25 protein-coding genes and 1 other RNA gene are annotated in these 26,801 nt (G+C 62.4%); 9 read left to right on the top strand and 17 right to left on the bottom strand.

Annotated features, from left to right (window positions below; all coding sequences use genetic code 11):
- Nucleotides 1–84: 84 nt before the first annotated feature.
- The 3 genes from R8L07_00305 to R8L07_00295 all read right to left on the bottom strand — a co-directional run bounded on the left by R8L07_00305 (nucleotide 85) and on the right by R8L07_00295 (nucleotide 4,396).
- Nucleotides 85–1,179 (bottom strand): ABC transporter ATP-binding protein, encoded by a 1,095-nt coding sequence (locus tag R8L07_00305; GenBank protein MDW3203953.1) that lies wholly within the window; start codon nucleotides 1,177–1,179, stop codon nucleotides 85–87.
- A 464-nt stretch (nucleotides 1,180–1,643) separates the two neighbouring features.
- On the bottom strand, nucleotides 1,644–2,855 hold the full coding sequence (gene hemA / locus R8L07_00300; GenBank protein MDW3203952.1) for a 5-aminolevulinate synthase: 1,212 nt from the start codon (nucleotides 2,853–2,855) through the stop codon (nucleotides 1,644–1,646).
- 158 nt (nucleotides 2,856–3,013) lie between these two features.
- Complete coding sequence (locus R8L07_00295; GenBank protein ID MDW3203951.1) at nucleotides 3,014–4,396, bottom strand: aspartate aminotransferase family protein; 1,383 nt, start codon at nucleotides 4,394–4,396, stop codon at nucleotides 3,014–3,016.
- Nucleotides 4,397–4,637: 241 nt separating this feature from the next.
- Here R8L07_00295 and R8L07_00290 point away from each other — a divergent pair, with 241 nt between their 5' ends.
- Nucleotides 4,638–5,564, top strand: coding sequence for a ribokinase (locus R8L07_00290; GenBank protein ID MDW3203950.1), 927 nt, complete (start codon nucleotides 4,638–4,640; stop codon nucleotides 5,562–5,564).
- A 10-nt stretch (nucleotides 5,565–5,574) separates the two neighbouring features.
- Here R8L07_00290 and R8L07_00285 read toward each other — a convergent pair whose 3' ends face one another.
- The 5 genes from R8L07_00285 to efp all read right to left on the bottom strand — a co-directional run bounded on the left by R8L07_00285 (nucleotide 5,575) and on the right by efp (nucleotide 10,867).
- A complete protein-coding gene (locus tag R8L07_00285) occupies nucleotides 5,575–6,891 on the bottom strand; it encodes a peptidoglycan -binding protein (GenBank protein MDW3203949.1) in 1,317 nt (438 codons plus the stop codon).
- A 40-nt stretch (nucleotides 6,892–6,931) separates the two neighbouring features.
- The gene (locus R8L07_00280) at nucleotides 6,932–8,077 is read right to left on the bottom strand and encodes a flagellar motor protein MotA (protein MDW3203948.1); all 1,146 of its coding nucleotides are present in this window, start codon (nucleotides 8,075–8,077) and stop codon (nucleotides 6,932–6,934) included.
- Between the two features lie 61 nt (nucleotides 8,078–8,138).
- Nucleotides 8,139–9,320, bottom strand: coding sequence for an OmpA family protein (locus tag R8L07_00275; GenBank protein MDW3203947.1), 1,182 nt, complete (start codon nucleotides 9,318–9,320; stop codon nucleotides 8,139–8,141).
- A gap of 152 nt (nucleotides 9,321–9,472) precedes the next feature.
- Nucleotides 9,473–10,294 (bottom strand): inositol monophosphatase family protein, encoded by an 822-nt coding sequence (locus R8L07_00270; GenBank protein ID MDW3203946.1) that lies wholly within the window; start codon nucleotides 10,292–10,294, stop codon nucleotides 9,473–9,475.
- A gap of 6 nt (nucleotides 10,295–10,300) precedes the next feature.
- Nucleotides 10,301–10,867, bottom strand: coding sequence for an elongation factor P (gene efp, locus R8L07_00265; GenBank protein ID MDW3203945.1), 567 nt, complete (start codon nucleotides 10,865–10,867; stop codon nucleotides 10,301–10,303).
- A gap of 117 nt (nucleotides 10,868–10,984) precedes the next feature.
- On the opposite strand from efp, the gene epmA reads away from it, so the two are divergent.
- Nucleotides 10,985–12,034 carry an EF-P lysine aminoacylase EpmA gene (gene epmA, locus R8L07_00260; GenBank protein ID MDW3203944.1) on the top strand — a complete coding sequence of 350 codons (1,050 nt, stop codon included), beginning with the start codon at nucleotides 10,985–10,987 and terminating at the stop codon, nucleotides 12,032–12,034.
- 22 nt (nucleotides 12,035–12,056) lie between these two features.
- Here the strand turns inward: epmA and R8L07_00255 are convergent, their stop codons facing one another.
- Nucleotides 12,057–12,551, bottom strand: coding sequence for a DUF2059 domain-containing protein (locus R8L07_00255; protein ID MDW3203943.1), 495 nt, complete (start codon nucleotides 12,549–12,551; stop codon nucleotides 12,057–12,059).
- A gap of 157 nt (nucleotides 12,552–12,708) precedes the next feature.
- On the opposite strand from R8L07_00255, the gene sthA reads away from it, so the two are divergent.
- Nucleotides 12,709–14,121, top strand: a complete 1,413-nt coding sequence (gene sthA, locus R8L07_00250; GenBank protein ID MDW3203942.1) for a Si-specific NAD(P)(+) transhydrogenase — start codon at nucleotides 12,709–12,711, stop codon at nucleotides 14,119–14,121.
- On the opposite strand, the gene R8L07_00245 is transcribed toward sthA, so the two are convergent.
- From R8L07_00245 to R8L07_00230, 4 genes are all read right to left on the bottom strand, one after another.
- Nucleotides 14,118–14,711: a PAS domain-containing protein gene (locus R8L07_00245; protein ID MDW3203941.1), complete on the bottom strand. Its 594-nt coding sequence runs from the start codon at nucleotides 14,709–14,711 to the stop codon at nucleotides 14,118–14,120. The genes sthA and R8L07_00245 overlap by 4 nt on opposite strands.
- Nucleotides 14,708–15,361 (bottom strand): thiamine phosphate synthase, encoded by a 654-nt coding sequence (locus tag R8L07_00240; protein MDW3203940.1) that lies wholly within the window; start codon nucleotides 15,359–15,361, stop codon nucleotides 14,708–14,710. The genes R8L07_00245 and R8L07_00240 overlap by 4 nt, the downstream gene beginning before the upstream one ends.
- A complete protein-coding gene (locus tag R8L07_00235; protein ID MDW3203939.1) occupies nucleotides 15,358–16,278 on the bottom strand; it encodes a class I fructose-bisphosphate aldolase in 921 nt (306 codons plus the stop codon). Before R8L07_00235 ends, R8L07_00240 begins: the two co-directional genes overlap by 4 nt.
- A 209-nt stretch (nucleotides 16,279–16,487) precedes the next feature.
- Nucleotides 16,488–18,203 (bottom strand): sulfotransferase, encoded by a 1,716-nt coding sequence (locus R8L07_00230; GenBank protein MDW3203938.1) that lies wholly within the window; start codon nucleotides 18,201–18,203, stop codon nucleotides 16,488–16,490.
- 165 nt (nucleotides 18,204–18,368) lie between these two features.
- Between R8L07_00230 and R8L07_00225 the strand changes: the two genes are divergently transcribed.
- Nucleotides 18,369–18,821: a VOC family protein gene (locus R8L07_00225; protein MDW3203937.1), complete on the top strand. Its 453-nt coding sequence runs from the start codon at nucleotides 18,369–18,371 to the stop codon at nucleotides 18,819–18,821.
- Nucleotides 18,822–18,853: 32 nt separating this feature from the next.
- Here the strand turns inward: R8L07_00225 and R8L07_00220 are convergent, their stop codons facing one another.
- The 4 genes from R8L07_00220 to tkt all read right to left on the bottom strand — a co-directional run bounded on the left by R8L07_00220 (nucleotide 18,854) and on the right by tkt (nucleotide 24,201).
- Nucleotides 18,854–19,966: a hypothetical protein gene (locus tag R8L07_00220; GenBank protein MDW3203936.1), complete on the bottom strand. Its 1,113-nt coding sequence runs from the start codon at nucleotides 19,964–19,966 to the stop codon at nucleotides 18,854–18,856.
- A gap of 111 nt (nucleotides 19,967–20,077) precedes the next feature.
- A complete protein-coding gene (locus tag R8L07_00215; protein MDW3203935.1) occupies nucleotides 20,078–21,019 on the bottom strand; it encodes a DMT family transporter in 942 nt (313 codons plus the stop codon).
- Nucleotides 21,020–21,153: 134 nt separating this feature from the next.
- A complete protein-coding gene (gene gap, locus R8L07_00210) occupies nucleotides 21,154–22,164 on the bottom strand; it encodes a type I glyceraldehyde-3-phosphate dehydrogenase (GenBank protein ID MDW3203934.1) in 1,011 nt (336 codons plus the stop codon).
- A gap of 39 nt (nucleotides 22,165–22,203) precedes the next feature.
- Nucleotides 22,204–24,201, bottom strand: a complete 1,998-nt coding sequence (gene tkt, locus R8L07_00205) for a transketolase (GenBank protein MDW3203933.1) — start codon at nucleotides 24,199–24,201, stop codon at nucleotides 22,204–22,206.
- Between the two features lie 188 nt (nucleotides 24,202–24,389).
- Here tkt and R8L07_00200 point away from each other — a divergent pair, with 188 nt between their 5' ends.
- The 5 genes from R8L07_00200 (at nucleotide 24,390) to R8L07_00180 (ending at nucleotide 26,790) form a co-directional block, all read left to right on the top strand.
- Complete coding sequence (locus R8L07_00200) at nucleotides 24,390–24,710, top strand: hypothetical protein (GenBank protein MDW3203932.1); 321 nt, start codon at nucleotides 24,390–24,392, stop codon at nucleotides 24,708–24,710.
- A gap of 6 nt (nucleotides 24,711–24,716) precedes the next feature.
- Nucleotides 24,717–25,118 (top strand): cell division protein ZapA, encoded by a 402-nt coding sequence (locus R8L07_00195; GenBank protein MDW3203931.1) that lies wholly within the window; start codon nucleotides 24,717–24,719, stop codon nucleotides 25,116–25,118.
- Between the two features lie 13 nt (nucleotides 25,119–25,131).
- Nucleotides 25,132–25,290: non-coding RNA, 6S RNA (ssrS, locus tag R8L07_00190), on the top strand.
- 68 nt (nucleotides 25,291–25,358) lie between these two features.
- On the top strand, nucleotides 25,359–25,970 hold the full coding sequence (locus R8L07_00185; GenBank protein MDW3203930.1) for a 5-formyltetrahydrofolate cyclo-ligase: 612 nt from the start codon (nucleotides 25,359–25,361) through the stop codon (nucleotides 25,968–25,970).
- Between the two features lie 4 nt (nucleotides 25,971–25,974).
- Nucleotides 25,975–26,790: a TIGR00282 family metallophosphoesterase gene (locus R8L07_00180; GenBank protein MDW3203929.1), complete on the top strand. Its 816-nt coding sequence runs from the start codon at nucleotides 25,975–25,977 to the stop codon at nucleotides 26,788–26,790.
- Nucleotides 26,791–26,801: the final 11 nt, after the last annotated feature.

Below are 26,801 nucleotides of genomic sequence, written 5' to 3'. Positions count from 1 at the left end.
TACTCCCTGATTTCCCTGTTTCAAAACGCCCGAAGCTCAGGTTCGGAACCGTCTCGGGCAAAACGGTTCCGAAAACTCTACGGTTTATGCGTCCAGCACGTCCAGCGCGCGACAATCGTCGGTGACCCAGCCGATCGGCGTCACTTCACCGACCTTCAGCGCGGCATGCGCATGGCTGTTCGGTACTTTGACCACGAATTCCTTGCTGGAGGCGACTTCCATCCGGCAGCGGATGTGATCACCGAGATAGATCAGTTCGACGACCTTTCCGCTCAGCTTGTTGTCGACATCGTCCTGACCGATGACGACCCGCTCCGGGCGGATGGAAAGCTGGGTGCGCTCGCCGACGCCACCGCACTTGATCGCCAGCGCGTTGACCGTTTCACCGCCGCCATCCAGCTTGACCTGGGCCTTGTCGCCATTGATTGCGGTTACCGTCCCCATCAGGCGGTTGTTCTCGCCGATGAAGGACGCAACGAAGGCGTTTTCAGGCTTCTCGTACAGGACTTCCGGGGCCGCCAATTGCTGCACGATCCCGTCATCGAAGACGGCGATCCGGTTCGACATGGTCAATGCTTCGGACTGATCGTGTGTCACGTAGACGACGGATACCCCGAGGTTTTCGTGGATGTGCTTGATTTCGAACTGCATTTCTTCGCGCAGGTTCTTGTCCAGCGCGCCCAGCGGTTCGTCCATAAGGACCAGATCCGGTTCGAAGACCAGGGCGCGCGCGACCGCGACGCGCTGCTGCTGGCCGCCGGACAATTGCGCGGGGCGCCGCCCGCTCATCTGCGGCAGGCGCACCATTTCCAGCGCGCGCGTGACCTTGGCTTCGCAATCCGCCTTCGACAGCCCGCGGACCTTCAGCGGGAAGGCGAGGTTCTCCGCGACCGTCATGTGCGGGAACAGGGCATAGTTCTGGAACACCATACCGATGCCGCGCTTGTGCGGCGGCACATTGTTGATCGGCTGACCGTTCAGATAGATCTCGCCATGCGTCGCCGGTTCGAAGCCTGCCAGCATCATCAGGCAGGTCGTCTTGCCGGACCCCGACGGGCCGAGCATCGTCAGGAACTCACCCCGTTCGATATCGATGTTGAAGTTCTTAACGACCAGAATTTCGCCGTCGTAGCTTTTCTGAACGTTCTCGAATCGAACGATGTAGTCGTCTCGTTCCATGGCCGGTTTTACCCCCTCGCCCCAATAGACCTTCCCGTCCGCAGCAGATGTGCAGACAGGCCTGCGACCCCAAGGGTCGTGTTCAGCGTTTCTGAAAATTTGGTTGGTTTGGCTGAGCTCAAACCTGCCCCCAGATCATTCCGATCCCGCCAGATCGTTGGTCCCGCAATCGCGGTCGATTCAAGTTGTTGTACGCAAAGGCGGTTTCGTCCCGGCCGTTCGAAATTCGAATGCCCGGGCATTCCCTGTTGCATGGGTCGGCTTGGCGAAAATTCCGCGTGCCAACTCCTTGCTTGCTCAAAGCGTAGCGCGACCGTCCCGAAAATGAAAAGAACTAATTTTTCAGATTTTTTTGTGATTGCGACGCTCTTGGCCACGAATCCGACATCATCCGGAAAGCCTCACATGTGGAGGCCGGAAAATCCGATGATCTTTCGCTCAAACCATCGAAATTCAGGAGAAAATCAGGCCGCCCGTTTCAGGTCCAGAACGCCCCAGATGTCGACCAGTGCATCCGTGAGACGGCGAATTGCGTCGTCTCCATGGAACGGGGTCGGCGTTATCCGAAGGCGCTCCGTTCCCCGGTCGACGGTCGGATAATTGATCGGCTGCACATAGATGCGATGCCGCTCCATCAGGAGGTCCGAGGCGCGGCGGCAGGCGACGGGATCGCCGACCAGCACCGGTACGATATGCGTCTCGGACGGCATGACGGGCAGACCCGCCGCCCGCAGCGATGCCTTGACGGCAGCCGCGCGTTCCTGATGCCGTTCGCGCATATCCGGCGCATTCCGCACGATGCTGATGCTTTTGCGGGCTGCGGCGGCGATTCCCGGCGGCAAGGCGGTCGTGAAGATGAACCCGTTGCCGAAGGACCGGATGAAATCGACCAGATTGGCGGAGGCGGCGATGTATCCGCCGATCACACCGAAAGCCTTGGCCAGGGTGCCCTGCAGGATGTCGACACGGTCCATGACGCCGTCCCGTTCCGCGACACCGGCCCCGGTCGCGCCGTACATGCCGACGGCATGCACCTCGTCCAGGTAACTTATGGCATTGTACTTTTCGCAGATATCCAGGATCTCGGCGATCGGGGCGATATCCCCGTCCATCGAATAGACGGATTCGAAGGCGACAAGCTTCGGGGCGTCGGGATCATCCTGGCGGATCAGTCGTTCCAGATCCGCCGGGTCGTTGTGTTTCCAGATCCGCTTGTCCGACCGGGAATGCCGGATGCCTTCGATCATGGAATTGTGGTTCATCGCATCGGAATAGACGATGCAGCCGGGAATGTTGCGTGCCAGCGTCGACAGGACCGTCATGTTGGCGACATAGCCGGAGGTGAAGATCAGGGCCGATTCCTTATGATGCAGGCTGGCCAGTTCCCGTTCCAGGTCTACATGCAATCGGTTGGTACCGGAGATGTTGCGCGTCCCGCCGGCGCCGGCGCCGTGAGCCTGCACGGCGCGCACCATTTCGGCGATGACGTCCGGATTCTGTCCCATGCCCAGATAGTCATTCGAGCACCAGACGGTCACATCATCGGCGGCGTCGCCCTCATGCAGCAGGGCGGAGGGGAAGTCGCCGGCACGGCGTTCCAGTTCCGCGAAAATCCGGTAGTCGCCTCGCGCTTTGAGCGCGTTCAGCCGCTCGCCGAAAAATGCATCGTAGTCCATTCGGCACCTTTCCATCCGACCGCTTCTGGTGGCGGCTCGCAAAGACAGTTTAAATCCGTTCCGCCCCCATTACTAGGGAAGGCGGCCGGAAATGTCCCTCGGTAAGGGTGTCGCAGGGGGCACGCAAATGGAGCGGTGCCCCCTGAACAAGTGGCGCGTCAGGCGGCGGCCTTCTTGATTTCCGCGTGAACCTGATCCAACGCCTTTCCGAACGCCGCGACCATCTGGTCGATCTCGTCCTTGCTGATGATCAGCGGGGGCGAGAAGGCGATGGCGTCGCCCGGCGTGGCACGCAGGATGGCACCATGCTGCTGGGCGGCCATCATTAGCTTCGGACCAACCGCCAGGGACGGGTCGAAGTTCTGGCGGGTTTCCTTGTCGGCGACCGTTTCCACAGCGCCGATCAGACCGATGCCGCGGACTTCGCCGACCATCGGGTGGTCCTGGAACTCCCGCAGGCGGGCCTGCATGTGTGGCCCGACCTCACGGACATGGGCCAGGATATCCCGCTCTTCGTAGAGCTTCAGCGTTTCCAGGGCGACCGCCACGGCGGCAGGGTGCCCGGAATAGGTATAGCCATGACCGAAAGTCCCGATCTTGCCGGAGTTCCGGGACACGGCTTCGGCGATCTCGTCCTTCACCATCAGCGCCGAAATCGGCAGATAGGCGGACGAAAGTGCCTTCGCGACGGTCACCATGTCGGGTTCGATATCGAAGGTCTCGCAGCCGAACATGTTGCCGGTCCGCCCGAAACCGCAGATGACCTCGTCCGCGACCAGCAGGATGTCATATTTCTTCAGGATCGGCTGAATCTTCTGGAAATAGGTCTTCGGCGGCAGGATCACCCCGCCGGCCCCCATGATCGGCTCTGCAAAGAACGCGGCGACCGTGTCCGGCCCTTCCTCGAGAATGCGCTTTTCAAGGTTCTCGGCCAGACGGGTCGCGAAATCCTCTTCGCTTTCACCGGCTTCGGCGTAGCGGTAATAGTGCGGGCAGTCGACATGGCCGATATTGGCGATCGGCAGGTCGAAATCGCGATGATTATACGGCAGGCCGGTCAGGCTGGCCGCCGCGACGGTTACACCGTGATACCCCTTCAGTCGCGCCAGGATCTTCTTTTTCTCCGGGCGGCCGATGGCGTTGTTGTAGTACCAGATCAGCTTGATCGCCGTATCGTTCGCTTCCGAACCGGAATTGGCAAAGAAGACCTGACCCATGTTGCCCGGCGCCATGCCGCACAGTTTTTCGGCCAGATCGATCGCCGGATTGTGGGTCTTGTGCGTGAACAGGTGATAGTACGGCAGTTCGCGCATCTGGCGGGTCGCCGCGTCGATCAGGCGCTCTTCGCCAAATCCCAGGGACGTGCACCAGAGGCCCGCCATGCCTTCGATATAGCGCTTTCCTGAATCGTCCGTAACCCAGACACCCGACGCCTTGTCGACAATCAGCGGCCCGTTTTCCTTATGCTTCTCCAGATTCGTGTAGGGATGCATGACGAATTTCACGTCACGGGCGGCGGGCGAATTCAAGCGGTCGGCCATCGGTAGTTTCCTGAAAGTTCTCGGCGGAGCGGCGGCCCGGTGCCGCGGCATGCTTCGCGAATGTGATCACAAGGCGCGCACACTACACCCGTGGACACCGGCGCGGCAACCCGCCTCCCGGGATGAGGACTTCCGATAATCCGTCCGAAAGCTCCCTTTCCCCGGGACGCGGAATCAAGTACCTATATCGCAATGCCGAAGCGAGGAGCGGCGCATAATCATTATGGGGGGAGGCCGGGACGTGATCGTCGTCTTCGGGTCCGTCAATATCGACATTGAAATGCGGGTCGGCCGCCTGCCGCGGCCGGGCGAAACCCTGTTGTCGGGCGATTATCTGATGACGCCGGGCGGCAAGGGAGCCAACCAGGCGTTGGCGGCGGCACGGGCCGGCGACAAGGTGCGCCTGATCGGAATGGTCGGAAATGACAATTTCGGAACCTTTGCCCTGGATCTCCTGCATGAACAGGGCGTCGACGTCTCCGGCGTCGGCGAGGCCGAGGATGAACATACCGGCTGCGCCACGATCTGGGTCGATGACAGCGGCGAGAACAGCATTGTGGTCGGTGCAGGCGCCAATCTGCGCGCGAGGGCAAGCCAGGTCCCCGACGACCTTTTGACCGACCGGACCCTGCTGATGATGCAGATGGAGGTCTCGCCGGCGGAGAACTGGCAGTTGGTCAAACGTGCCAAGGAGCGCGGGGCACGCATCATTCTGAACGTCGCCCCGGCCGGCATGGTCCCGGACGAGGTGCTACGGTCGGTCGATTTCCTGGTGGTCAACGAACTGGAAGGCCAGACCGTTGCATCTGAGGTCGGGCTGGATGTGGAGCAGGCGACGCGGGTGCCGCGCGCGCTGTCCAACCGCTACGGCCTGACTTGCATTCTTACCCTCGGCGGGGCGGGCCTTTTGTGTTTCGGCCCGGAAGGCGGTTGGTCGGTCCCGGGCTTGCCGATTTCCCCGGTCGACACGACCGCGGCGGGGGATGCCTTCGTCGGAAATCTGGCAGCTGCCCTGGACAATGGCGTCGCCATCGACGAGGCGTTGCGCTGGGCCTCGGTCGGTGCCGGGCTAAGCTGTACCCGGGAGGGCGCACAGGCGGCGATGCCTCATCGCGAGGAAGTGCGCGAACAGCTGGACAGATTGCCGGCCAGCCGAAAGCTCGCCTAGCCGACCATCGTCAGCGGTTGGTGAACTTCATCTCGATGCGGCGGTTGCGCTTGTAGGCGTCGGGGGACGTGCCATCATCCAAGGGCTGATATTCGGCAAACCCTGCGGCGGACATGCGCTTCGGATCGACGCCCCGGCTTTCCAGGAACTTTACGACCGAGATCGCGCGTGCCGTCGACAATTCCCAGTTGGACGGGAATTGCGCGGTGCTGATCGGGTCCTTGTCGGTGTGGCCGTTGACCTGAAGCACCCAGTCGATGTCGTCCGGAATTCTGGCGGCGATCTCGTTCAGGGTGTTGGCGAAATCGATCAGCTGGAACTTGCCGGCCGGGCCCAGTTCCGCTTCGCCCTTGCCGAACAGCACTTCCGACTGGAAGACGAAGCGATCGCCGACGATCCGGATATCGCTGCGATTGCCCAGAATTTCACGCAGCTTGCCGAAGAATTCGGAGCGATAGCGCGCCAGTTCCTGGACCTTGCCGGCCAGGGCGACGTTCAGTCGCTTACCGAGGTCGACGATCTGCGCCTGTTGCGCCTTGTCCCTGGCCTCGTAGGTCTCGAGCAGGGAATTCAGCTCGGCGATCTGGTCGTTCAGCGCCTGAATCTGATCGTTCAGCAAGGCGGCTTCGGCTCTCGACGCGATCAGTTCCTTCTCGCTTTCATCCAATGCCAGCGCCTCTTCGGCCAAGCGCCCCTGCAATTCGTCCCGCAGGGAGATCAAGGCCTGAATTTCCCGCTCCAGCTTTGCCAGTTCGCTCAACTGGGCCATGATCCGCTCCTGGTCGGCGGCAATGACCTTGTAGGCGTCCTCCAGATCTTTCGAAACCGTGGCGCGGGACTGCTCCAGGTCGGCAATCTGACCTTGTGCGTCTTCCAGCTGGGTTTCCAGATCGGCTATGCGCTGCTGACGGCTCAGACTCTCGTCTTCCGCGATCGTCAGGCGATTCAACAGGTCGCTGTTTTCCGACCGGGCGGCATCCAGTTCGGAGGCCAGGGACGCATTTTCGCCGCGCAGTTCGAATATCTGCGACTCCAACTCGTCCTGGCGGGTCAGCGACGCCCGAAGCTGTTCGGTGACGCTGTTCAGATTGGTGCGCAGTTCGGCGGCGGATTCCCGTTCCAGGGCCAGCATATCCGCCAGTTCCGCGACGCGGCCCTGGAGGCGTTCCAGCGCCTTGTCCCGGCCGACGAGTTCTTCGTTCAGGTAAAGCTGCGAGACGACGAAGATCATCAGCAGGAAGATGATCACCATCAGCAGCGAGGCCAGGGCGTCGACAAACCCGGGCCAGATATCCTGATTGCTGCGTTGCCGGCGCGCGAGTGCCATCGGTCAGAACGCCCCTGGCAGGTCGGCGGCGGAAAGGGTGTCAGCCATTGCCGCCCTCGCGAAGGGCCGCGACTGTGCGCGCGAGAATACGCAATTCGCTGCGCAGTTCCTGGACCGTTTCGGCCCGGCCGCGGGCATTTTCCTCGATCATGCGAACCAGGTTCTGGTCGATATGCTTGATGGCGCGGGTCGCTTCCTCGCTGCCGCTGGCCTTGGCGCCTTCAGCCAGTTTGGCCAGGGCGTCGCGCAGGCCTTTCTGTCCCTCGGCCAGGCGCATCATCAGATCATGTTCCGTGCGCATCGTATCGACCAGAACGGACAGTTTCTCATTCAATTGGGAGAAATCGTTCTGGGAGGAAAGGCGGTTTTCCTCCGCCCGTGCCATGGTGCGTTGCAGGCTCTCCAGGCTGTCGGCGGTTTGCTCGAGCAGGGCCTGGATATAGGCCGGTACCGACTGATCGCCGTCACCGCCAATGGCGCCGCTGCCCAATCGGGTCAGCCCGGACAGCCATTCTTCCAATTCGTTGTAGAACCGGTTCTGAGCCTGCCCCGCCTGCAAGGCCAGGAAGCCGAGGATCAGGGAGCCGGCCAGTCCGAACAGGGAGGAGGAGAACGCAGTGCCCATGCCGCTCAGCGGCGTCTGAAGGCCCTGCTTCAGGTTTTCGAAGGCACCCGCGACATTGTCCGCGCCCAAATCCAACCCGGAGATGACACCACCGACACTGCGTACGGTCTCCAGCAGCCCCCAGAAGGTGCCGAGAAGGCCAAGGAACACGAGCAGACCGACCATATAGCGGCCGGTTTCCCGACTTTCGTCCAGGCGCGTTGCAACACCGTCCAGAATGGTCTGCATACCGCCAGCGGAAATGTGCAACTGTCCCCGCTCACTTCGCTTCGACAGCATGGTCGCTGCGGAGGCCATCAGGCGCGGCGGCTTCTCGCTGGTCTGGTAACCGCCTTCGTAGCTGAGACGGAAACGCTGAATCCATCCCATCTCCGCATAAAGGCCGGCGACGGTTCGGAAGGCATGGATGATGCCGACCACCAGGACACCCAGGATCACACCGTTGATGACGGTGTTTGCCAGAAAGGCGTGTTCAAGAGCGGGGTAGATCAGGAAACAACCGATCGCGATGAGTACCAGAAAGATGCCCATTCTCATCAGAAACGGCGTCGGTGTACTCATGGCCTTCGATCTCGCTTTCGGCTCTATGCGGGTTTCCGGAGTTCAGGGCGGAGGGGAGGGATCAGTTCTCCGCGACGATCAGGTCGACCCGGTTCGCGGCCCGTCCTTCATGGGGATCCTTCGTGCCGAGCGCCTGGACCGTCATCCGACGGCTGTCGATCCCCTGTTTCAGCAGGAACGTCCGAACCGCCAGTGCGCGGAACAGGGCAAGACGGCGCGGTTTGCTTTGCGCTTCACCGATCGGTTCCGAATAGCCCAACAGCTTGACGGTCATTGCGTCATTGGCCTTGACCCGTTCGGCCAGTTCCGTCAGCGCGACTTCTGCCGCTTTCGGCAGATCCTGTGAATCCTTCGTGAAAAGGACGCTGATCCCGTCTTCGTTGCTTGCAATCCCGGCACGGTCCACGGCGGTGAGATCGACGGAGGCGACCTGAGGTGCCTCGTCGCTCTTTGGCTGTTCTTCCGCTGCGGCCGGCGCCTCCGTTGTAGCCGATGGTGGGGGCGTAATCTCGCTGCTCGGCGGCTGAGGCGGTTCCGGGGCAGCCGCGGGAGCAGGAGCCGGAGGCGGCGGTGCCGGTTCCGCCGGCGCGGCGGCGATTTCGGATTTGGGTGGTTCCGCCGGAGCCGGTTGCGGCGGCGGTTCTGGCGTCGCCTGCGGCTCGGGCGCTGGCTCAGGGGCCGGTTGCGGCGCCGGAGCAGGCTTCGGAATACTTGCCGTATTCGTCTGGGTATCGGGCGGCGGCGGTGCCGGGGTCGGTTTCGGCAGCGGCGCGGACTGATCGGCCAGTGCGGGTTTCGGGGGCGGTGCGACCGGTGCCGGTGCCTGTTTCGGAGTGGCTGCGGCCGGGCTGCCGGTTGCCGGATCGACCAGCAATGTCGAACGCGGCGCCGCGCTGGGCGGCGGTGCCACATTCGAGGGCGCGGCAGTCTGCGGTACGGCGGATTGTGGGGCGACGGCCTGCGGCATGGGCGCCTGCATCTGAGCCGGCGGCGCAACCGGCATTGGCGTGCCGAATGTCTGAGGTGCTGTCGACGGCGCTCCGCTGGTCAACTTATCGATCACGGACAGATTCACGATCACGGAATTGTCGGGTTCGGCCTCGCCCCGAAAATAGGCCTGCTGCGCGGCGGCGGTCAGGGATGTTGTGCCGGTCAACAGCGCGGACAGGCCCAGAACCAGGACGGCATGCCGGATGCGGTGTTTGGATCGGTCGGTCATGGATTCGCGCATTGCTTCGCTCACGGTCGTTCGGTCTCGCAGGCGCGCTGAAGCGGAATTGAGGCGCCGGACGGTGGCGAAGACCATACCGTGAGCCGGGCCGCGGGGACAACCGCCGAAGTTCGGGGAACCGGCACTGTCACCGCAAATGCCGCAAGACGGCGGCAAACCCCGCTTCAGGGAGCGTCAGAGGCCGATTTCGTTGCGTCCTTGATCAGCTTCACGACCGATTTGTGCAGCGAATCGTTGCCGACCACGAGGTCCGAACTCCTGAATGTATAGGCCCAGCCCTGCGCATCGCTGACGAAGCCTCCGGCTTCCTTCACGATGACGATCCCGGCGGCGACATCCCACGGCTTCAGGCCGCGTTCCCAGAAGCCGTCGAAGCGGCCCGCTGCGACATAGCACAGATCCAGCGAAGCCGTGCCCCAGCGACGGACGCCGGCGGTGTTGTGCATCGCGGCCTGCAGGCGGCGCTGGAAAGTGACATGACCGTCGACGTCATGGCCGATATGCGGAATGCCGGTGCCCAGGACCGCGTCGGCCAGGTTCTGGCGCGAGGAAACGCGGATGCGTCGGTCGTTGACATAGGCCCCTTTGCCGCGCTCGGCCCAGAACATCTCATCCTTGACCGGGTCGTAGACGACCCCGGCAATCAGGTCGCCGCGCTCTTCATAGCCGATCGAAATCGCCCAGTGCGGCAGACCGTGGAGGAAGTTCGTCGTGCCGTCCAGCGGGTCGATGATGAAGCGCTTGTCGGGGTCTTCGCCCTTCCTGCCGCCTGACTCCTCGGCCAGGATACCGGCCTCGGGGCGCGCCTTCTCGATTTCCTCGATGATGATACGCTCCGCCTTCCGATCGGCGGTCGAGACGAAATCGCCGGGGCCCTTGCGGGACACCTGCAGGTGTTCGACTTCACCGAAATCACGCACCAGCGAACGGCCCGCCTTCTGGGCGGCCTTCGTCATGACATTCAGGACGGCGGAACGGATCAGCATGTCGGATCAGTCCTTTGCACGCTCGACATAGGATCCGTCGGCGGTGTTCACGACGACCCGCGTGCCGGTCTCGATATGCGGCGGCACCAGGGTGCTGACTCCGTTCGACAGTTTCGCCGGCTTGTAGGACGACGACTGGGTCTGGCCCTTGACCACCGGGTCGGCCTCGATGATTTCCAGCGTGACCTTCTGCGGCAGCGACACCGAGATCGGCGCCCCTTCATAGGTCTTGATCTGGACTTTCATGTTTTCCTGCAGGAAGGGCACCTGATCGCCCAGAACGTCGTATTCGACCTCGATCTGATCAAAGGTCTCGGCGTTCATGAAATGCAGCTTTTCACCGTCGTCATACAGGAAGGTATAGTCGGTTTCGAAAAGGTCCGCGCTTTCGACCGCTTCCTGGGTGCGGTAGCGCAGGCTGACCTTGGTGCCGGTCCGGGCGTCGCGTGCCTCGACCTGGGCGACCGACGCACCCTTGCCGGGCTGGTTGATCTCGTTCTTAATCACGACTAAGAGCTTGCCGTCCTGCAGGAAGGCGTTGCCCGGCCGAAGGTTGATCGCGTTGACTTTCATGATTGCACATCCTCTCTACCGGGGCCGGACGCCCCGTCTCGAATCGCGCGCCTGTCTATCACCGGCAAGGGGGATGGGCAACCTGAGAACGGGCAGCGTTCCGGGGCGCACTGTGCCATGACCGGCCGCTGGTGGCATCCCGAGGCTCTGAAAGCCCGGCGCAGCAATCTGCGGACCCGTACCATCGCGCGGCGTGCACTGGCCGATTGGTTCGACGCCCAGGGCTTCGCAGAGGTCGAAACGCCCGCCTTGCAGACTTCCCCGGGGCTGGAACCGCATCTGGCTGCCTTCGAGACACGCCTGCTGCCGGCGGGGCATTATGGGGCCGAAACGCCGGGCCGACCCATGTTCCTGCATACAAGCCCCGAATTTGCCATGAAGAAGCTTCTTGCGGCCGGAATGGAACGTATCTGGCAGTTGTGCCCGGTGTTTCGCAATGCCGAGGGGTCGTCGACACACAGCCCTGAGTTCCGCATGCTGGAATGGTATCGTGTGGGCGCCGGCTATGCCGACCTGATGGACGATTGCGAGGCCATGATCGCCGCAGTCGCAAGGGCTTGCAGCAGCGAGACCCTGAAGCGCGGCGACCGCGTTGCATCGGCTGTCGCACCGTTTCGGCGACTGCGCGTTGCCGATGCCTTTCAAGAATATTGCGGGCACGACCTGGCCGCCACGATTGCTGAAAATCCGGCGGCGCCGCCGGTCGAGCCGTTGCGGGAATGCGCCCGACGCCTGGGGATACGCACGGCGTCGGATGATGGGTTCGACGATGTCTTCTTCCGGCTCATGGATGACCGTATTGAGCCGCAGTTGGGCGATGGCGCCCCCTGCCTGCTGTACGACTATCCGGTCAGCATGGCCGCCCTGTCGCGTCCGAAACCGGACGATCCGCATTGGGCCGAGCGGGTTGAGCTATATGTCTGCGGCGTCGAACTGGCGAACGGGTTCGGCGAATTGACCGATGCCGTGGAACAGCGCCGCCGGTTCGAGGCGGATATGGTGACGAAGGAACGCCTTTATGGTCATCGCTATCCGATTGACGAGGACTTTATCGCAGCCGTTGCCGCTATGCCGCCCGCCGCCGGGATGGCGCTCGGGTTTGACCGGCTGGTCATGCTGCTGACCGGCGCTGCGCGCATTGAAGACGTGCTCTGGGCGCCGGTCTAATTCCGCTTACTTATCCCCCGTCTTATTGATGCCCCGCCGCCTCCAGGCGCTCCTGAATCTTGGCTGCCACGCGCTGCTGGAAGCCCTGCAGTCGCGGCTGCATCCGGTTCTGGGCTTCCTGCATGACCTGCGGCATGGTTTTCAGGGCCTTTTTTCCCAGGGGCGTTTCATAGAACTCGATCAGTTGCTGCAGTTCCTCGGTCGTGTAGATCCCCGCCATGATCGGCGCGACATCGCTCATGGATTGTTCCACCAGGACGCGGCCTTCCTCCTGGACGACGCCAACGATGATATCCAGGGCCTCCTGCTTGATCCCCGGTGAGGTGCGTTTCACCGTGGTCACAACCTGCTGCGTCATCACTTCGACCACCTGATCCATCGTCGCGTCGATATTCATCAGGGTCATCATGCGATCGATCAGCGCCTGCTTTTCGGCCGGCACTTCCTGCGCCTGGGCGGCGGTCAGGGAAGCGCAGAAAGCCAGGGCAAAGGCGAACGAACGGATCAGATAGGTCACGGGAATCTCCGGTGGTCGGTTCAAATGTTGGCGCGACCATGCCGCAACCGAAGGTCGACCGCAAACACCAAGTCCATGCTGCAAAACTTGCTGCAATCACCATTCCCTGCCACTACTTGCCGCAATGCGGAAATCGGTTCGGGGGAGCCTGCGTTTCATGAAGAGGAAATACGATCTGATCGTGATCGGCAGCGGTCCGGCGGGACGCAGGGCGGCGATCCAGGCGGCCAAATTCGGCGCGGATGCGTTGGTGGTAGAGCGCGGTCGACGGGTCGGCGGTGTCTCCGTCCATACCGGTACGATCCCCTCCAAGACCCTGCGGGAAACGGTCCTGAACCTCTCCGGCTGGCGGGAGAGAGGCTTCTACGGTCGCGCCTATCGTGTGAAGGATGACATTTCCGCCGCGGATCTGCGCCACCGCCTGCTGAAGACATTGGATCACGAGGTTGAGGTTCTGGAGCACCAGTTCGCCCGGAACAAGGTAACGACGATCAAGGGCGAGGCCCGGTTCGTGGAACCTCACAAGATCGAAGTCCTGTGTGAAGGCGGTGAAACGCTTCTTGTCGAGGGCGCGACATTCCTGCTTGCGGTCGGGACGAAACCCTACCGTCCCGGCACCATTCCGTTCGATGGCAGCACCGTCCTCGACAGTGACGAAATTCTGGAGATCGACCGTGTGCCACGCAGCCTGACGGTGATCGGTGCCGGCGTGATTGGCGTGGAATACGCGACAATCTTTTCCGCCTTGGACGTGCCGGTGACCCTGATTGAGGGGCGCGACAGCATGCTGGATTTTGTCGACCGGGAACTGATCGAGGATTTTACCCATCAACTGCGTGACAGGGGCGTCGTGTTGCGCCTTGGGTGTCAGATAGAACGTATTGAAAAGTCTGATGGATCCGTGATTGCCCATATGCAGGGGGGACGGATTGCAAAATCAGACATGCTGCTGTTCGCGGCCGGTCGCGAAGGCGCAACGGATAGTCTCAACCTGGACGCGGCCGGATTGACCGCGGACAAGCGCAAGCGCCTGCAGGTGGATCCGGCGACGTTCCAGACCGACGTTCCGCATATCTATGCGGCCGGCGATGTCATCGGTTTCCCGAGCCTGGCGTCGACCTCAATGGAACAGGGACGCATCGCGGCCTGTCATGCGCTGGGCAAGCCGGCCCAGAACCCGCCGGATTACTTCCCCTACGGCATCTACTCCGTACCAGAGATTTCCACCGTCGGCATGACGGAAGAAGAGGTGGCAGAGCGCGGCATTCCCTTTGAATGCGGCGTGGCGCGGTTCAGGGAAACGTCACGCGGCCATATCATGGGCATCGATGCGGGCATGATGAAGATGATCTTTTCCATCAAGACGCACCGCCTGCTGGGCGTGCATATCGTCGGGGAGGGGGCGACCGAACTGATCCATATCGGTCAGGCGGTGCTGAACCTGAAGGGCACGCTCGAGTATTTCGTCGAGAATACCTTCAATTATCCGACCTTGGCGGAGGCTTACAAGATTGCGGCGCTGGACGCCTGGAACCGGATGCCGCAGCGTCCAGCGGGCCAGGCCGATTAGCGCAGCGGCGCCTTGCGCTCCTCCAGTCTCCCGCCATTGAGCGGCGCAATGCGGAGCATGCGTTCGCCCTGCTCTTCAGCAGCATAGGAATCGGGGAACAGGCTGGACTGGAGCGTGAGGCCGAGCAGTCCCTTGGTGCCGGATTTCTCGTCCTTCAATGGGAGCAGGAGCCGTTCGCCGTAGCCGGGCCGTTCCTTTTCTGAATACAGGATGCCGGACAACAGAACGGCGGCGGGACGGTTCGGACAGATGTCGAAATAGGCCTGTACCCGTGCGATCGTATCGGACGGCGTGATCTCGTCGAGATACTTGCCGATGATGCCGTGATCGTAGCGCGCATTGATCCGTTCTCCGGCAAGGCGGTACTTCATCCGACCGGTTCCGGGCTCGACTTCCATGATGAAAATGAAGGGCAGGGCGTCGATCATGCTGATTGGATCGACATGCCGCCGTTCCGGAACCCGGTCTTCGGATTGCTCCGACAGCTCCCGCCAATGGGAGAGGACAAGACTGGTTTCAGGAAACCTGATAAAGCCGCTCAAGGCGTCCAGGGGATGGGCTTCACCGGACTGACCCGCGGGGTGGTTCATTTCGCCGCTTCTATCCTCGACAATGCATCGTGAAAGGACGCGACAGCTGCACGCGGCCCATCGGGATGATCCCAAATCGAGGACACAGCACAAATGAATTCGCAGCGCGTTTCAACAACAGGATAGATATTGTCCGGGGTTAGGCCGCCCACCGCAACGCACGGTACTTCCATCATCTCCGCCCACCATTCCAGGGTGTCCAGAGCATGCGGATCAGCCGGCAATCCCTTCGTCGCTGTGTCGAAGACCGGGCCGAAGGAGACATAGTCGGCGCCGGCTTCCCCGGCTTCCATGCTGGCATGGCGAGAGGTTCCGCAACTGACGCCGACGATGGCCTCTTCCCCCAATGTCTTCTTTGCCGCACGGATGGTGGCGGGATCGGCGTTGTCCAGATGGACACCGTCGCATTCCATATAGGCGGCCAGCTTCACATGCCCGTTCAGCAGGAAGGCCGTGTCCGCGTCCTGAACGACCTTCGAAACCGCCTTCACCGCACGGCGGACCTCATTGTCATCCGCGTCAGGCATCCAGAGCTGCACGCAGGCGACCGGACCACCGTCCAGGGCGGCGGCCACAGATGCGGCAAAGCCCGCCGGCTCGAAGCGCGGCGGGCTTACCAGATAAAGCTGCGGTACGACGCGATCGGTCATGCTTTCCCTTGGTAGATCTTGATGATCTGGTCAAGCATGGCCAGGGCCTCTTCGCGCGGACGCTGGAAGGTGTTGCGGCCGATGATCGACCCGTTCGCACCACCGTCGCGCAACCCCCGGATTTCGTCGAACAGACCGTCCAGACCCTTCGCAGCACCGCCGGAGAAGACAACGATCCGCTTGCCGTTGAATGCCGACTGCATGACATGTTCGACGCGTTTCGCCAGCGTCGAGATGTCGATTTTCTGCGCGTCGTAGACCTTCTTGGCATCCGGCTGTTCCAGATGGGCCGTCGGCGGCTTCACCTTGATGATGTGGGCGCCAAGCTGTGCCGCCAGGTGTGCGGCATAGGCGCAGACATCCATCGCGGTTTCGCCGTCCTTCGTCAGGTCGCCGCCGCGCGGATAGGACCAGATCACGACCGCCAGGCCCACGGATTTGGCTTCTTCGGCCATCTCGCGGATCTCTTCGATCAGTTCGTTGGCGTATTCGGAGCCCGGGTAGATCGTGAAACCGATAGCGGCGCAGCCGAGTTTCAGCGCGTCGTCGACCGAGGCCGTGATGGCCTGATCCTTGGTGACGGCCCAGCTGTTGGAGCTGTTGACCTTCAGGATGGTCGGAATTTGGCCCGCGAAGGTGTCGGCGCCCAGCTCCAGCTGACCGAGCGGTGCGGCATAGGCGTTCAGACCTGCATCAATCGCAAGCTGGTAGTGGTAGTGCGGGTCATAGGCGGCCGGATTCGGCGCGAAGGAGCGGGCCGGTCCATGTTCGAAACCCTGGTCGACGGGCAGGATCACCATCTTGCCGGTTCCGGCCAGTTTCCCCTGCATCAGGATCGACGCGATGTTGCGCTTCGTCCCCGGATTATCGCTTTCATAATGCGACAGGATTTTTTTGACTTTTTGGGTGACTTTCATAGTTCCGGACCCCTTTGACTGTTCTGAATGACGCGCGAGAAAACCGGCGGGAACCGGCGGCGCGCGAACTAAAATTCGTCCGGCAGAGGGATTACACGGACCCTTCGGCATTTGCAACGATTCGGCGCTCTGCCCGGAACTTAACATGACGCTGCCCCGATCGTCTCACGGGACCGCCGATTTCGGTCACGGCCCGGATGTCACCGTCGTCATGTATAGCCGTGCCGAGCGGCCATCGGGGCCAACCTGTCCAGGGTATCGCCGAGCACGCTTTCATAGTTCCGCCATCGGCCGATGGCGCGGGTGTTCAACGATTGTGACACCGCCATATAGGAGGGTGTGGAGATGTACTTGCCGGCCAGCCGGTCCCGATAGCGGGCAAGGTCTTCCGTCCAGCTCAGCCCAAGGAACTCGATGACGCCGCGCAAGGTGCCGTCGAAATCCCTGACCAGATCCTCATATCTGTACTCGGCGATGGCCAAGGCGGATCGTGCTTTCTGCTCCTGGTACAGATCGAAGACATCGATATAGGTTTGCGCGGCGTCTCCCGGCGTCAGCAGGCATGCCATCGCCTCGTTCAGTCGGAACGGCTGCATGAAGGCGCTCAGCACACAGTCGCGCGGGTCGCGGATGGCGACCAGGATGCGCGCCTCCGGGAACAGCAGTTCGATGATGCCGAGTTCCACGAGATTGAGCGGCAGCTTGTCGATGACGGTGCGACCGTCGCAGGTTCCAAGCTGCTTCTTCACAAGGTCGACAAAGGCACGGCGCAGCGCTTCACGCTGATCGATGCTGACGCCGGACAGGAGCGCGAAGGGCATGGCATCGGCGCCGTCCATTGGGAAGCTCTCGTAGAGGCGGTGCAGCGGGCTGTCTTCCCCCGTTGTGCCGGTGTCCGGATGCGCCGCCAGAATCTGTTCCATCAGGGTCGTGCCGGAACGAGGAAAGCCGCAGAAGAATACCAGGTCGAAGGGAAGGGGGGCTGTCGGGGCGGACGACAGTCTGGCCACCTCTTGCGCAAGTGTCGGTATGGCCTTGCGATAGGCGGCGATGCGATCCCGGTATCGCCCTGCCAGCGTATCGGCATCGGGCCGGCCTGCCCGCATCAGGGAGTTGGCATGTGAGAACGCGTCGAACGCCTCTGCGTGACGGCCCTGCCGGTCCAATAGCAATCCGCGAATATAGGCGGCCTGCCGCAGGGCGGACGGAGGTGCTTCGCCTGAGAGTTCTTCCAGGCAGGACAGGCCCGCTTCCGCCTCGCCCCGCCGCAAGGCGAGGCGCGCCCTGACGAGAATTGCCTGCGGATCGGCCTGCCGGTCCGGCGGCAACTGATCCAGCACGGAGGCTGCCTCGCCTGCCCGACCGACCGTCTCATAAAGCGTCGCGAGGCTCAAAATCGCATCAGGATGGGGTGGGGCCGTCGACAGGGCGTCTTCTAGCACCGCAATCGCATCGGGCAGGTTCTCCGTTTCCCTGAGAACGGCGGCCAGATTGATCGCCGCGTCGATCCTTCCGGGATCCTGCTTCAGGACCGCCCGGTAGTCCGCTTCTGCCTCATTGCGCCGTCGAAGGTGATGACGTGCCACGGCACGATTGTAGAGGGCATCGATCAGCGTGGGATCGGCTGCGAGAGCCGCATTGAATGCGGCTTCGGCGCCGGCCGCATCGCCGGTCGCAATCAGAACATTGCCCAGATTGTTCTGTATGGTGGGGTTCTCCGGGGCCAGTTGCGCGGCTCTTTGCAGATAGGTTCCTGCCTCGGCCGGCGTGCCCGATTGCAGGGCGACCACGCCCAGTCCCGCCAGGGCCATGGCATGGTTCGGGTCCAGGCCGAGGGCGCGGCGATACTGTTCGGCCGCCTGCTGGATCGCACCGCGCCGGTGTGCCGCGCGCCCCGCGTCGACGATTTCGTCCGCTTCAGACACGCTACGGACCTCCCAGGATAAGACGTTGGATACCGATGATGTGGTTACATGGTTCGCCGCGCCGCGACCATACCTCAGAACGGCTTAGCCTGAGGGTCAGAAATGCGAAGCAGCGGATGTTGGTCGACGTCGCTAGTATGGCGGCACGACCAACAGGAGGTGTGTATGTCGAGTGGGAAAAAGGTCCGCGCTGTGGGTATCAACCATGTTGCGATCGAGGTCGGGGACATCGGTGAGGCGCTGGCCTTCTACGGCCAGTTCTTTGATATCCGGCTGCGAGGGTGCAGCGAAACGGACGCGTTCATCGATCTTGGCGATCAGTTCATTGCCTTGTCGAAGGCGGAGCCGACGGATCCGCAAAGCGGGCGGCATTTCGGCCTTGTCGTCGATGATAAAGAGGCATTCCGGGAATTGCTGGTGGAAGCCGGCATTCAGGTGGAAGCCCGCCGTTTTCTCGACTTTCGTGACCCGTGGGGAAACATGGTCGAAATCATTTCCTATGAGAATGTGCAGTTCAGCAAGGCGCCGAATGTCCTGGCCGGGATGGGACTGTCCGACCTTGGGAAGAATGAAAAGGCTGTTCGTGAACTGACGGACAAGGGAATGGCCCCGGAATAGCGCGCATTCGGGCTAGGGCGGCCTGTAATCCGTCAGGAAAGAATGTTCACCGTCGCCTGACCGACCTTCGCCGCACCGCCGGTGACCGAGTTCAGGATGTCGAGTCTGCGAATGGTCGCGAAATTGGTTTCCCGCACGATTACACGGTCGCCCTGAATCTCGAGGTGAAACGGCTTTTTGGCCTGGATCAGGGCGGCCGCCTCGCGCTCCCAGTTTGCCTTGAAGATGCGATCGTCTTCGGGGGTCGCCTTCAGGAATTCCGGGATGATATGGAAATCGCTGTTGCCCGCTTGCTGGTAGAGAGGGCGTACCGCGGATACACCGCGACGGTCACGATTGCGCCGTACGACGATCTCGTTCTGGTCGTTCACGTCCAGGAAATAGTCATCTTTCTCAAGCTTGTTGCCGAGCGCCGAATAGTGCCAGTTCTTGGTCGCGCTTGTTGTCCCGTTCAGGATGTTCCGCAACTCGCGCCCCGCTTCCTGCAGTTTCAGGCGTTTCGCGGGATCTTCGACATAATCGAAATTGGATTCCAACTGGTTGATGGCGCGCAGGTTGCCGCTCGGGTCCAGGCCGACAAGCACGGGGCGGCCAAGCTTCTTGTAGGTTTGGAAGTCCTTTTGCCATTGTTCGGTGGCTGGCGCCTGAAGTTCCATATTGTCAATGGCGGCAACGGCCCCCTGCAGCGTCGACCGCAGGTTGGCCTTGGTGACAACCGTATCGACAGCGGATCGTACCTCGTCCAGGCGGTTCAGCGCCGCGCGCATTGCTTCGCGTTGGCCGGGATTGACAAAGGACAGATCGTCGACGGTCTGGGACTGCACCTCCACCTGGCCGGCGCTGTCCACCGAGTAGGTGAAAGGTTGTCCGGAAATAGCAGAGAAACCTGCCACCTTTTCCCAGATTTCCCGAGGTTCGACGAGGCCCTGCACAATTCCCTGAATGCGCAATTGGACCGCAGCCATGATCTGCTGCTTGCCGGCATCGGATTTCGCGGCGTCCAGTGTGCGCTGGATATTCGTGATGGCGCTGGTGCCGGAACCCAGTTTGTTTTTCTGCGTGCCTGCACTCAAAATGGTCGAAGCACCGGACGTGCCCGAATAGGACCCGGTTATCGCGGAAAGCAACGGTGAGAACAGCGACATGGCGCCGGCCTTTCCACTTCTGTTGGCTCTGGCGGGCAGCCTTCTGACGGCCCGGACCTATACGCGCTTAGCAAAACCTATACCATTATCTGGCGCCCGAGTCACCGGGATTCAAGCGAGGGGATACAAGCGTCGGCGCAGCATTGCGGCGGGACGACCGTCAATGGCAGCCAGCCCAAAGCCGATGGCCGCCATGCCCAGCAGATGCTTCGGTTCCAGAACCTCGCCCAGAAAGACCACACCCAGCAGGATTGCACTGACCGGCACCAGAAAGGTGACAAGGGAAATGCTGGTCGCACCGGCGGACGACAGAATGCGAAAATAGAGCAGATAGGCAAAGGCCGTGCAGAGAATACCCACGCCCAGAAGGGCACCGATGGTCGCCATGCCCGGTACCGGCAGCGTCCAGGGATGGTCGATCAGCAGGACGGGGGGAAGCATCAGAATGCTGGAGGCGGTCACCTGGCCGGTGGATGTTGCCAGGGGAGACAGTCCCAGGCGGCGGAATCGGCGCCCGAAAATGCCGGCACAGGCATAGGATACCGCCGCACAGAGGCAGGCCAGCTGTGCCAGGACGTCATCCGCCAGACCGACAAGGGCATCCGTACCGATCATGATGGCCACGCCGACCAGGGCCACGGCGACCCCGAGAATGCGACCCGGATTCAGCTTCTCGTCGCTGGTGGCTGCATGGGCAACGAGCACGGTGAAGAGCGGTGTCATGGCATTCAGGATTGATGCCAGGCCCGAAGTGATGTGCGTCTGGCCCCAGACAAGCAGGCTGAACGGAATGGCATTGTTCAGCAATCCCATCCCGAAGAAGGCAAGCCAGACCGTGCCATCCATCGGCAGCCGCTGGCCCCGCGCGACGAGCACCAGATGCAGGATCGCCGCGGCCAGCACGACGCGGGAAACCACGACGGTAAAGGTCGGCAGTTCCCTCAGGGCAATTTCGTTGAAGAAGAACGAACCGCCCCAGATCAGGGATAGGGCCAGCAGCATCAGCCATTCACCGGGGGTCATGGCGCGGGCGGTTCCGGTTGTCGAAGTCATGCCAAATCCTTGGATATCAGGCGGTGAGCCTAATCGGGGCAGCAGGCGACCCGACACCCGAAACTTGCGCCCGGAATGAAAAGAGCCCCCGGCCAGTGCCGAGGGCTCCTTCCGAACCTATAGATGGCTCACGCTCAGCCGAGCTTACCCATCGCAATGGCCGTGTCGGACATGCGGTTGGAGAAGCCCCACTCGTTGTCGTACCAGCTCAGGACGCGGACCAGCGTGCCGTCGATCACCTGGGTCTGGGTCAGATCGAAGGTGGAACTGGCCGGGCTGTGGTTGAAGTCGATGGAAACCAGCGGTTCCTCGTTCGTCGCCAGAACTCCCTTCAGCGGGCCTTCGGCGGCCGCGGCCTTGATCGCGTTGTTCACTTCCTCGACCGTGGTGGCCTTGGCGGCGTCGAACTTCAGATCGATCAGCGAAACGTTGGCGGTCGGAACGCGGATGGCCGTTCCGTCCAGTTTGCCCGCCAGTTCCGGCAGCACCAGCCCGACGGCCTTCGCGGCGCCGGTGGAGGTCGGGATCATCGACATGCTGGCAGCGCGGGCGCGGCGCAGATCGCTGTGCAGGGTATCCACCGTGCGCTGGTCGCCGGTGAAGGCATGGATCGTCGACATGAAGCCGCGCTCAATGCCGACAGCCTTGTTCAGAACCGCGGCAACCGGGGCCAGGCAGTTCGTCGTGCAGGAGGCGTTGGAAACCACCGTATGGTCCGCCGTCAGCGTGTCGTCGTTGACGCCATAGACGATGGTCGCGTCGGCGCCGGAGCACGGTGCCGAGACCAGGACACGCTTGGCACCGGCGTCGATATGGGCGGAAGCCTTGTCCTTGGAGGCGAAGATACCGGTGCATTCCAGCGCGATATCGATGCCCAGCTCTTTCCACGGCAGTTCCGCCGGATTGCGAACGGCCGTCACCTTGATCTTGCCGGCGCCCAGATCCATCCAGTCTTCGCCGGTCGTGACGTCGCCCGGGAAACGGCCGTGGACCGTGTCGTATTTCAGCAGATGGGCGTTGGCCTCGACCGAACCCAGATCGTTGATCGCGACGAATTCGATGTCCTTGCGGCCGGCTTCCATCGCCGCGCGCAGAACCAACCGGCCGATCCGACCGAAACCGTTAATCGCAACCCGAACCGCCATGGCGATACTCCTTCCTTCCAGTCTTACTGGTCTTAGTTGTTACAGCCGCGACTTGGCTGCATCCACCACCGCAGACGCGGTTATTCCAAAATGCTCGTACAGGGCCTGATACGGGCCGGAGGCGCCGAAACTGTTCATCCCTATGAACAGACCGTCCTGCCCCAGCAAAGGTTCCCAACCCTGCTGGATGGCGGCCTCGATTCCGATGCGCAGGCCGCCTTTGCCCAGCACGCTTTCACGATAGGCAGCGTCCTGTTCGGCGAACAGTTCGAAGCAGGGGACGGAGACGACGGCCGTGCCGATCCCGTCGGCTTCCAGCGCGGTGCGGGCTTCGGCCGCGATTTCGACTTCGGACCCCGTCGCCAGCAAGGTGACCTGACGCGGACCGGCGGCAGCTTCCAGCATGACATAGGCGCCGCGGGCGCATAGGTTTTCATCCTGCGGGATTGTGCGGATGGTCGGCAGACCCTGACGGGTCAGTGCCAGGACCGACGGCGCATCTTCCGAACTGAGCGCCAGCCCCCAGCATTCCGCGGTTTCAACCGCGTCACAGGGGCGGAAGACCTTGAGGTTCGGAATCGCGCGCAGGGCCGCCAGATGTTCTACAGGCTGGTGCGTCGGGCCGTCTTCGCCCAGGCCGATGGAATCGTGGGTCATCACATAGATGACGCGCTGACCCATCAGCGCCGACAGGCGGATCGACGGGCGGCAATAGTCGGTGAAGACAAGGAAGGTGCCGCCATAGGGAATGATGCCGCCATGCAGCGCCATACCGTTCATGGCCGCGGCCATGCCGTGTTCGCGAACGCCGTAATAGATGTACCGGCCGGAGAAATCTTCCGCTGAGATTGGTGCGGTGGCCGGGGTCTTCGTGTTGTTCGACCCGGTAAGATCGGCAGAGCCGCCGATCATCTCCGGAACTACCTCCGTCAGGACTTCCAGCGCCTTCTGAGAGGCAGCGCGGGTCGCCAGTTTGGGCGCGTCTTCGGAAAGCTGCTTCTTGTATTTGGTCAGCGCCACTTCCCAACCTTCCGGCAGCTTGCCGGCTATTGCGCGCGTGAACTGTGCGTGCTTCTCGGCGTCGGCGTCGGCCAGCCGGGCTTCCCAGGCCTCACGCGCCTTGGCACCCTGGGCGCCGGCGGTACGCCAGGCCTCCAGTACGTCGGACGGGATGTCGTAAGGCGCGTCGCCCCAACCCAGGGCCTTGCGGGCACCATCGATCTCTTCCGCGCCCAGCGGGGCGCCATGGCTGCCCGCGGTTCCCGCCTTCTTGGGCGCGCCGTAGCCGATCGTCGTCTTGCAGGCGATCATCGACGGCTTCTTCGAACGCTTGGCGGCCTTGATGGCCTTCTCGATCGCTTCCGGATCGTGACCGTCGACGCTGCGTACATCCCAACCCGAGGCCTTGAAACGGGCGGCCTGATCGTCGGAGACGGACAGGGAGGTCGGGCCGTCGATCGAGATACCGTTATCGTCGAACAGGACGATCAGCTTCGACAGTTTCAGGTGACCGGCCATTGAGATCGCCTCGTGGCTGATCCCTTCCATCAGGCAGCCGTCCCCGGCGATGACATAGGTGTAGTGATCGACCAGATCGTCGCCGAAGCGCGCTGCCAACAGGCGTTCGGCCAGCGCCATGCCGACGGCATTCGCCAGACCCTGACCCAGCGGGCCGGTCGTGGTCTCAATGCCCGAAGCATGACCGAACTCCGGATGGCCCGCCGTCTTGGAACCGATCTGACGGAAGTTCTTCAGATCGTCCAGCGACATGTCCTTGTAGCCGGTGAGATACAGCAGCGAGTACTGCAGCATCGATCCGTGGCCCGCGGACAGGACGAAGCGGTCGCGATCCGGCCAGTTCGGCGCGGCGGCGTCATATTTCAGGAACTTCGTGAACAGAACGGTGGCGACATCGGCCATGCCCATCGGCATGCCGGGATGTCCGGATTTCGCGCGCTCGACACTGTCCATGGACAGGGCGCGGATGGCATTCGCCATGTGTTTCAGGGCGGCTTGGTCGGTTTGCGCTGCAGGCATATCTGTCGCGTGTCCTGGTAGGGGGTCGGAAGCGGCGGCAACATGCCCAGACCGACCCATCCGGTCAACCGATTCGTCGCGGAAATCTGCCTATTTGTCCGGACGCATGGGTGCGCGCGGATCGGTTGACGCTGCGCGGCGGCTTGGCCTAGGTTCGAAGCAGTGGAAATTCGACAAGGCGTCCGCCGATGACAGATCCTGCTTTGCCCGCCGAAATGGAGGCTGCCCTGACGCGCCTGCAGGAGGCCGTGGCCACCCGCATCCGGGCGGAAAGGGATGCGGCGATGCAGTCGGCGCCGGTTGAATCAGCGCCCGTCGAAGACCGCAGCGACGAAATCGCGGCCCTCAAGGCGGAAATCGACGATCTGAAGGCTGAGAACGCCGCGCTGAAATCGGCGCTGGGCGAGGCCGAGTCCCGACGGGGGCAGGCCCTGCGAAAGGTAGACGATGCGACTTCCCGGGTGGACGATCTGCTGTCCGTCCTGGAATCCGGTACGGCGGCGGAGTGACGGGCGATGGCACAGGTTTCCATTTCGATCAACGGTCGACCCTATACCGTTGCCTGTGAGGATGGTCAGGAGCCGCGACTGCAGGAACTGGCCGCGGCCCTGGATGCGGAGGTGAGCGACCTTGCCTCCGCAATCGGACAGGTCGGCGATACCCGCCTTCTGGTCATCACCGGGCTGTCTCTCGTCGACCGGATGAGCGATCTTGCCGCTGAACTGCAGCAACCTGCGTCCAATTCTCCTTCGGCGTCCGATGCGGATAACAGCCGTGCGGAGGCCGCCGAGGCCCGCGCGGCGGAGGCGGAAACCCGCGCCGCGGCTGCGGAACGTCGCGTGGAGGAGCTGGAAGCGCAGCTCGCGGCGGCCACGGATCGAATCTCCTCTATTGCTGCATCGCTGCAAGATGCCTAATTAAGGGCACGGGCGCGTGCTGCGCCGTGCGTGAAGCCAAACTTGTCCCGGGGGCTATACTCTCCTCTTGGGAGCTGTCTCTGTCGGGGCCCAGGCCCCGATACCGCGGCGCCCACCTACTATTGTAGGCTCCAGAGGATAAGAGAAGAGGCCACGGCGGATGCGGCCGCGCCCGCCCGAACGTTCCAGTGACACCTGCCGCCCGGGGCCCCGCGGTCGGCCGACGACAGTGGCGGAGCCATGACCGAGACCGCGAAGAACGATTCCAGCGACCTTGCGCAGATCAAGGTGGCGGCCCGGAAAGCCGCATCCAGGGCGCGCAGCGCGGCAAAGCAGGACGCTGGCCCCGATGCGGCCCGGGCGGTCGCCGATCACTTCATGCAGGCCCTGAAGCCCGCTGAGGGCCGTATCGTTTCAGGCTTCCTGCCGATCGGAAGCGAACTCAACGTGCTGCCGGCCCTCGAAGCCGCGCGGGCGGCCGGCTGCGCCATCTGCCTGCCCTGTGTCGTTGCACCAGCGCAGCCCCTGGTCTTTCGCCTCTGGACCCCCGGCGACCCTCTGATTGAGGAAGCCTTCGGGACCCGGGCGCCGGCGGAAAGTGCCGTGGCTGTGGACCCTGACATCCTGATCGTGCCGTTGCTGGCATTCGATCGCGCCGGCTACCGGCTGGGATATGGCGGTGGATTCTATGACCGCAGCCTGGAAGCATTGCGCAGAACAAAGTCGGTGACGGCGGTGGGCATGGCTTTTGCCGGTCAGCAGGTCGAACTGGTGCCGCGCGGCGTCTATGATCAGCCCTTGGACTGGATTGTTACCGAAACCGGCGCCTTCCGACCGGTGCAGAAAGGGTAGTTCCGTGAAAGTCATGTTCCTGGGCGATATTGTGGGACGGTCCGGTCGGGACGCCGTGATCGAGGAAGTGCCGCGACTGAGAAAGCAACTGGGTCTCGATTTCGTCGTTGCGAACGGAGAGAACGCGACCCATGGCTTCGGAATATCCCCGAAGAATTGCGAGGAACTGTTCGATGCCGGTATCGACGTGATCACCGGTGGCAACCATTCCTGGGACCGTGCGGAAATCCTGTCCTACATCGATGACGAACCGCGGCTCCTGCGACCGGCAAATTTCCCGAAAGGGACACCGGGGCGTGGCGTCGGACTGTTCGAGACCGCAGGCGGGGAAAGAGTGCTGGTCATCAACGTGATGTGCCGCCTCTTCATGGAATTGCTCGACAATCCGTTCGACACGCTTGAGAGCGCCCTGCCCGAGGGCGCGCCGGGCGAGAACGGGTTCGATTTCGTTCTTGTCGACATGCATGGCGAAGCGACGTCGGAAAAGTACGGGATCGGCCATTACTGCGACGGCCGTGCCAGCCTCGTCGTCGGGACGCACACCCATGTTCCGACCGGGGATGCGCATATCCTGGAAAACGGCACAGGCTATCAGACCGATGCCGGTATGTGTGGCGATTACGACAGTGTCATCGGTATGCAGAAAGAAGCTTCCCTGGGAAGATTCCTGAACCAGTTGCCGAAGCCGAGAATGCAGCCTGCCGAAGGCGATGCGACGCTGTGCGGCACGGTCGTGGAAACAGACCCCAGGACCGGCCTCGCCGCAAAGATCTTGCCGATCCGCGTTGGGGGAAGGTTGGCCCCCGCCTGGCCTGTCTAGTCGGTTCGCAG

This window comes from Alphaproteobacteria bacterium (genome assembly GCA_033344895.1).
Classification (GTDB): domain Bacteria; phylum Pseudomonadota; class Alphaproteobacteria; order UBA8366; family Aestuariispiraceae; genus Pacificispira.
This window is presented reverse-complemented; position numbering and strand designations above follow the sequence as displayed.